The organism is Dactylosporangium sp. NPDC051541 (assembly GCF_044454505.1).
Lineage (GTDB): Bacteria > Actinomycetota > Actinomycetes > Mycobacteriales > Micromonosporaceae > Dactylosporangium.
Window position 1 is genome coordinate 1 of the sequence record NZ_JBITDU010000047.1, and the last position, 7,038, is coordinate 7,038.

7 protein-coding genes are annotated in these 7,038 nt (G+C 69.8%); 2 read left to right on the top strand and 5 right to left on the bottom strand.

The features are described from left to right. On the top strand, positions 1–303 hold a 303-nt coding region (locus ACIA8L_RS56195; RefSeq protein ID WP_395918497.1), incomplete at its 5' end, for a hypothetical protein. 54 nt (positions 304–357) lie between these two features. Here ACIA8L_RS56195 and ACIA8L_RS56200 read toward each other — a convergent pair. From ACIA8L_RS56200 to ACIA8L_RS56220, 5 genes are all read right to left on the bottom strand, one after another. Continuing rightward, entirely contained in the window at positions 358–846 is a 489-nt protein-coding gene (locus ACIA8L_RS56200; protein ID WP_395918498.1) for a LacI family DNA-binding transcriptional regulator, read from the bottom strand. Continuing rightward, a complete protein-coding gene (locus ACIA8L_RS56205; RefSeq protein ID WP_395918500.1) occupies positions 776–1,741 on the bottom strand; it encodes a PaaX family transcriptional regulator C-terminal domain-containing protein in 966 nt (321 codons plus the stop codon). The genes ACIA8L_RS56200 and ACIA8L_RS56205 overlap by 71 nt, the downstream gene beginning before the upstream one ends. Positions 1,742–1,803: 62 nt before the next feature. Further along, positions 1,804–3,018, bottom strand: a complete 1,215-nt coding sequence (locus tag ACIA8L_RS56210; RefSeq protein WP_395918502.1) for an ROK family protein — start codon at positions 3,016–3,018, stop codon at positions 1,804–1,806. A gap of 155 nt (positions 3,019–3,173) precedes the next feature. Continuing rightward, positions 3,174–4,547, bottom strand: a complete 1,374-nt coding sequence (locus ACIA8L_RS56215; RefSeq protein WP_395918504.1) for an SGNH/GDSL hydrolase family protein — start codon at positions 4,545–4,547, stop codon at positions 3,174–3,176. A 119-nt stretch (positions 4,548–4,666) separates the two neighbouring features. After that, entirely contained in the window at positions 4,667–5,923 is a 1,257-nt protein-coding gene (locus tag ACIA8L_RS56220) for an ABC transporter substrate-binding protein (protein WP_395918506.1), read from the bottom strand. 433 nt (positions 5,924–6,356) lie between these two features. On the opposite strand from ACIA8L_RS56220, the gene ACIA8L_RS56225 reads away from it, so the two are divergent. Further along, entirely contained in the window at positions 6,357–6,893 is a 537-nt protein-coding gene (locus ACIA8L_RS56225) for an SDR family NAD(P)-dependent oxidoreductase (RefSeq protein ID WP_395918508.1), read from the top strand. Positions 6,894–7,038 lie beyond the last annotated feature (145 nt).

The following is a 7,038-nucleotide window of genomic DNA, read 5'->3' on the forward strand; positions in this document are numbered from 1 at the left end:
CTACGACTGCAACGGCCAACCCAACCAAACCTGGACCCGCCGCTGAACCCACACCACACGAGCGCCGACACCCCTGGCCCGGGTGCCGGCGCTCGACATGCACTCCTGGACGACGGTGAGGTGCAGCACGAGCCCTGCACCGGCCGTTGCGTCGGCAGTTGCCGGACCATCTCGGTCAGCAACCACCATCCGTTCCTGCCGAAAGTTCGAACCAATCCGATAGCCCTTGCCGGCGAGAACATTTTCGGGATTCGTACGGTCGACGACCGGACGGCGTCCTTGAGCCGCACAGCGCTCGTCTAACCTCGATTCGTGCAGGTCAGTGCTCTTCGTCGTTCGGTCCCGACTGGTGTGGTGTCAAGCGCTGGCGGACGTGGGGGGTGCCGACGTTGGTGGTGTGTTGCCCGGGCGGTCCGGCCGGTGCCGATGAGGGCGTTGTTTGGCCGCGTCGACGGCCCCGCACGCGATCGACGAGAAGTACAGGTTGTCCACATCGCTGGTGACCAGTGCCACCGTGCGGGTCCAGCCCGGCGATCGCCTGCGCGGACGGATCCGGCGCGTAGCCCAGCCGCAGCGCCGCGGCCCCCACCCGGACCGCGTTCTCCCCCGCACCCGGCGGGCGCTGCCATTGATCGCCCGCGACGCCGTCGCATACGAGACCCCCGCCTCGCGCGACACGTCGTGCGGCGTCACCGGCCCCCGCCGCGCTCCCTCGTACACAGGGCATACCTTGCCAACGCCCTCCGTACGCCGGGCCGGGTCCGGGCCGAACGGCTCAGCCGGGGTCGCGGCAGACCCCGGCGGCCAGGTCGGCCACGGTGTGCGCCCGAATGTCGAGGCGGTCACCGCCGGTCTCCCGGGTCGCCACCGAGCGGACGTAGCTCTGCGCCGGCACGAGGAGCCCGTCGTAGATGGCGACGAACACCTGCCGGGCCCGCCGGCGGGGCCAGCCGGCCGGCATCGCGACGTCGGGCAGCATCGGGTCGAGGATGCAGAACCGGCGGTAGACGTTCATCACCTCAGTACGCGCCCGGAGCGCCGCCGCGCCGGTCACCGAGCCTGCGACCGTCTCGGGCAGCAGCGAGCTCCACCGGTCGATAAACGTCTCGTACTCCTTGACGATGGCCGGCAGGTCCCACGCCTCGACCGGACTCCGGTCGACGTCCACCGCCAGGTCGACGTGCCGGGCGCGGAAGACGGTCACCGCGCCGAGAGCGGTCGTCGCGAGCTCCGCTCGCCCGCCGGGAGGGAGCGGGTGCGGCGAGACCCACACGCCGTCGTACAGCGGGGCGTAGCCGCTCCAGCGCAGGTGTTCCCGCAGCGCTTGGCGCCGTGCGCTCTCCTGCTCCGGCATGGAGAACACGACGACCGTCCACACCCCGTCCCAAGAGCTGGGGTTCGCACCGGCGGTGACGATCGCGGTGCCGCCGTCCGACAGATCGACCGCTGCGTCGACCGTCAGACGATAGGAGCTGTACCGGCCCTGCCGGCTGCCCTCCAGCACTCCCCGGCGAGCCAGCCGGCTGATGGACGTGCGGGCGGCCACGCTGGACACACCGAACTCGCCCAGCAGCGCCACGATCGCCGCCGAGGGCAGCCACGCCCGGGTGCTCACCGTGTAGTCCGCGACCAGGGTCACCGTCAGCCCCTGGGCGGAACTGCCCGACGGCCGCCGTCGCCGTCGGGCCGGCTCGGCGGGGGCTTCCGGGAAGATCTCCTCGATGTCGAACGGGCGTCGCACGGCGCTCCCGACGGCTGGGTACACGGGTACCGCAACTGTAGTCGGCGGGTATCGGTCGCCGATCAACGCGCCCGGTACAACTCCTGCAGCTGCAGGGATGCCAGCTCGCTCTGCAGGACCAGGGCGGCGGCGCCGATGGCGGCCGCGTCGGAGCCGTTCACCGAGGGCACCACGCGCACCGGGTGGACCCGCCTGACGAAAGCCCGCCGCTGCAGCTCATCCTGAATGACGGACTGGTAGATCCAGGTCGCCGCGCCGAAGGCCGGCCCGGCCAGGACGATGCACTCGAGGTCGAATAACGTCGTCAGGGTGACCGCGGCGGTGCCCAGTAGGCGGGCGGAGCGCTCGATGAGCGTCCGCGCCTCCGGGTCGCCGCCGCTCGCGGCCGCCGCGATACGGACGAAGCTGGTGATGACGTCGGAGTCGGCCGGGTCGAGCCCCAGCCGCCGGTCCAGGCCGGGCACCCGCATCGCCTGCCCGATCACCGCGCGCGGGTCGGCGTAGTTGCCTAGGCAGCCGTGGTTGCCGCAGTCGCACGGGCCGCCGTCGACGTCGACGGTGATGTGGCCGACCTCGACCCCGTTGGAGGAGGCGCCGCGGTACACCTCGCCGTCGACGACCACGCCACCGCCGATACCGCTGGCCATGTAGAGGCACCCGAACGTGCCCGACCCTACTCCGCCCAGCCAGTGCTCTCCGATCGCCGCCGCCACCGCGTCGTTGTCCAGTAGCACCGGCAGGCCGAGCAGCTCCGACAGGCGCCCGGCGACCGGATGCCCGAACCAGTCCGCGGTCGGCTGATGGGTCAGCACCACCCCGGCCCGCCGATCCTGCGGTCCGTACGTGGCCAGACCCGCCCCGAGCACCCGGCCCCGCTCGATACCCGCCTCGTCGAGCAGCCGTCCGATCCGCTCCGCCACCACCGGCAGCGCCTGCTCCGGCGGCATGAGGGAGGTGCCCGGCGACGAACTGGTCGCCATCGCACGCCCGGTTAGGTCCACCACCGTGACGGTGCAGAGATTACGCTCGTAGAGCACCCCCACGGCGTAGCGCGCCTCCGGGTTGAGCTCGATCAGCATGGGCGGCTTCCCACCGGTCGACGCGCCGCGGCCCGCCTCGACGACGAGCTCGAGCTCGAGCAGCTCGCGGACGACTTCGGTGATGGTGGCGGGCGTGAGCCCGGACCGGGCGGCGAGGTCGACCCGGCTGATCCGCCGCGCCGCCCGGACGAGATCGAACACGGCGGCCCTGGTCCGCGGCCGGCCGGCCGGGCTCACGGGGCTTCTCCCGGCCATCGGGCGGGGGAACGGTCGCGGGCGCTCGCCGCAGCCAAGGACATCGGCCCACCCCGTCCCATCGCCACCTCCCGGAAGGCTGATCGTACCTGTTGGCCGGTGACGGCGGCGGTGCGCTGCGGCCGGCCCGCGGTGGGTCACGGCTGGGCCAGTGCCGCGGTCGGCACTGGGGCGTAGAAGGCGGTGATCGCGGCGATGTTCGGATGGGTGCCCGAGCCGCCGGTGCCCGGATAGCCGTTGACCAGGTCATTGAAGGTGTACGTCACCCGCTGGCCGTCGACGCGGGTGTCCAGCGTGCTGTCGTTGAAGACGTCCGCGACCGTGACGCCCCACTTAGCGCAGACCTGCAGCGTCAGGGCGCGCAGTGCCAGCTGGGTGTTCCAGTCGCGCGAGCCGAGCCTGTGCACGGCGACGTAGACGATCCGCGTGGCCGGCCACTTCGTTCGCATCGTTGACAGGACGGTTTCGAGCGAGCCCGCGTAGGTGAACCTGTCGAACCGGGCAGGGTCGAAGCCGTCGGCCATCGCACCGATGGCGTATAGCTGCTTGTCGTGAATCGCCTCGACGTCGTTGGTGCCGCCGTCGAATACCACGTAGTCCGGTGCGCGCGTGGCGGCGCCCTGCACCTGCGTGAGGACCTGGCCGCCTGAGTAGCCGCCCGGGCCGATCGTGGCGCCGTTGCGGGCGTATTTGGTGAGCGTCATGCGCTCCCGTTCGGCGGTGAAGTTCACGAAGCCGCGGGAGTACTTGTGCCCGTAGACGATGCTGTCACCGAACGCGTACACCGTCTTGCCGTTCAGTCGCCCGTTCGCGGGGTTCCCCGGCGCGGTGAGGCGGACGTTGTCGACGGACTGCACGCCGGTGCCGTAGCAGTCGCAGGCGACCAGCTTGGCGAGGCTCGTGCCGGTCATGGTGGCCGTACCGGACGTCATGACCGTCGCCGCGGTCTCCTTGGTGGCGATGGTGTACTGCACGGTGTGCAGCGTGAAATCGAGGTGCAGGTTCACCGTGTACCTCTTGTTGCGGTCGAACGCGATCCTGGTCCGCGCCGGGTTGAGGGCGTCGGGGGCGGATGTCGACTCGGATGCCGGGCCGGTCACGCCGTAGCGCAGCTCGGTGGCGGTGCCGGCGATCGCGAACACGAGGTTGCCCTGCGTGTCACGTAGTTCGAGCCCGGTCTTCATCCCGCTGCTGGCGACCGCTGTCCTCCAGTCGAAGGCGAGGTCGAGGGTCGACTGCTGGACGACCGTGGCATCGAAGGTCTTGACCGAGGTGGTGTAGCTGCCCATCCCTTTGGTGACGTTCAGGACCCCGCCGGCCACCGCTGCTCCGGTGGGGAACCCGAAGTTCGCCGGCGTGGTCTGGGCGTTGAAGGCTTCGTCGACGAGGACTGTCGGCCCGGCCGCGGCCCGGGCCGCGGGGGCGACGAGGACGGTGGCGACGGCGGCCACGACGGCGGCGATCGTCCGGGGCCAGCGATGTCGGCGGATCCGTCGCGGTTCGGCACGCATGCGCGACTCCTTTCAGGAGGCGTCAGGGTCCTTGCGAGGCCAAACGGGCCGCTTCGGGCCGCCCGAAGCTGGCGCGTGGGATGGGCCGCCGACCCGTCCCACGCGCCGGGGTGAGCGGATCACTTGAGTTTCGCGCGGGCCTCGGACCACATCTTGTTGAGATCGGCGAAGATCTGGTCCTTCGACTCCTTCTTCGCGCCGCGGCCGGCGTCGACGATGCGCTGGCGGTACTTGCCGTCGCTCAGTGCGACCTCGGCCGTGTTGCCGATCTTGTCGACCAGCCCCTCCTCGCCTTTCGGCGCCGGGTTCATCTCGATCAGCTCGACCTTCGCCGCGGTCAGGTCGGCGAGTGTCTTGGGCATGGGGGCCGACTTGAGTGGCGGCACGCCGCCCTTGTCGACGGCGTAGTCCGACTCGTCGTCGAACCAGTCGATCCAGGCCCGAGCGGTCGCCTTGTTCTTGGAGTTGCGGTTGACCGCCTGCTTGTAGTCGCCGCCGATGACGGAGTGGAACTTGCCGCCGGCCTGAGTGGGGGACGGCCAGTAGCCGATGTCGTCCGGGTTGGCCGCTGCCTTCTGCATCTGCACGATTGACCAGGAGCCGAGCATCATCGTGGCGATCTTGCCGGTGCCGAGGAGTCCCTTGGACTGCTCCCAGTTCGTGGTCGTCGGGTCGGGCTCCGTGTAGCCGCCCTTGACCGCGTCGTAGAGCAGCGAGTCGATGACGAAGTGCTCCTTGCCGGCCGCCCAGGGCGCGTCGTCCCGGGCGAGCTTGGTGGCCGCGTCCGGGTCGCCGCTGATCGCGCCGCGCGCGCCCTCCCACTGTCCAAGCGGCCAGGTCTCCTTGTAGTTGGTGTACAGCGGGATGACACCGGTCTTGTCCTTGATCGCCTTGAGGGCGGCCAGGAACTCCTCGGGGGTCTTCGGCGGCTCGGTGATGCCGGCCTGTGTCCATACCTTCTTGTTGAACACGTAGCCCTGCGCGTTACCGGTGATGGACAGGCCGTAGACCTTGCCCTCGAAGGAGCCCTCGCTGCGCACGAACCGGTACTTGTTCTGTAGCTCGTCCACCGTGCCCAGCGCCTCGAAGAAGTTGGCGTACTGGTCGGCGGTTACGGAGTTGGGTATGAGCAGCACGTCACCGTAGTTCTTGGTGTTCATCCGGACCCGCACATCGCCCTCGTAGTCCGTGATCGCCTCGAACTTCACGGTCGTGCCCGGGCACTTCGCCTCGAACTTCTTCTTGTAGTCCCGGAAGACCGTGTTGACGATGTCGGTGCGCTGCGTCAGCACCGTGATCTCGCCACCGATCTTGCCTTCGGTGCCGCTGGCCTGGTCGTCGGCGCCGCACGCGGCCGTGCCGAATGTCAGGCCCACGGCCAGTAACGCGGCGATCGTTCGCTTCGCATCGCGCCCTTCAGGGGTGTGGGGATGCATTGAGGGTGTCGGATCACTACGTCTCGTGCTGCGACCGGCCGCTGTCCGGGACTCGCCGATGCGGGCTGGGGGCCTCGTTGGCCCGGGTGCGGGCGGCCGTCCGCGCTCCGGCTCGGGCGGCGGGCACTGAACCGGATAAGTTTCATCAAGGTAGGTGGGTGCGCAACGGTGTCAATATCATGCTTCGCGGGCGCTGCGGGTCGAGGCTGAACCGCAATGTTGGCGTCGGAATAGGTCGGCACCGGGTTGTCAGTTCGGGAACTTAACCGCTTCCGGAACTTCAGCCCTGTCCCGCCGCTCGACGCCCGTCGGCCGAGGCCGGGTGCTCGTGAGAGGATGCCACTCCAGGAAGCGGCCGGCGTGGAGGTATCGGGTGAGTACGGAAGCCGGTGTTGTCCTCGTGACGGGCGCATCTCGTGGCCTTGGCGCCGCTGTCGCCGCGCGCCTGGCGGCACGGGGGCATCCGGTCGCCGTCAACTATCACGCCGGAGCGGAAGCGGCCCACCGGGTGGTGGATGCCATCAACGCCGCGGGCGGCGCAGCGGCCGCGTTCGCCGCCGACGTCACCGACGAGGAGCAGGTGTCGGACCTGGTCGGTCGAGTCGGCCAGCGACTCGGCCCGGTGGATGTGCTCGTCGTGAACGCGACCGGGCCCCAGCCGGAGGTCGGCGTCGAGGGCCTGACCTGGCAGGCGCACCTCGACCAGTTGGTGTACTTCGTGAAGAGCCCGACCCTGTTGGCGCAGGCGGTGCTGCCGCAGATGAAGGCCAGGCGGCACGGCCGGATCATCCAGATCGGCTCGGACAGCGTCGAACGCGCGCTGCCGCGAACGTCGGCCTATGTCGCCGCCAAGGGTGCCCAGCTCGCCTTGACCCGCGTCTGGGCTCGCGAGCTAGTAGTGCTTTGTTAGGTCTGTCGGTGGTTGTTGCGGTGTAACGGTTTTAGTTTGCGGTGGCAGGTGGGCATGCGCCGGTCCAGGTGGCGAGCAGGAGTTGCAGCTCGTTGATGACCTTGTAGAGGGTCAGGCCGGCGCATCCGCTTTTGGGTCGTGTCGC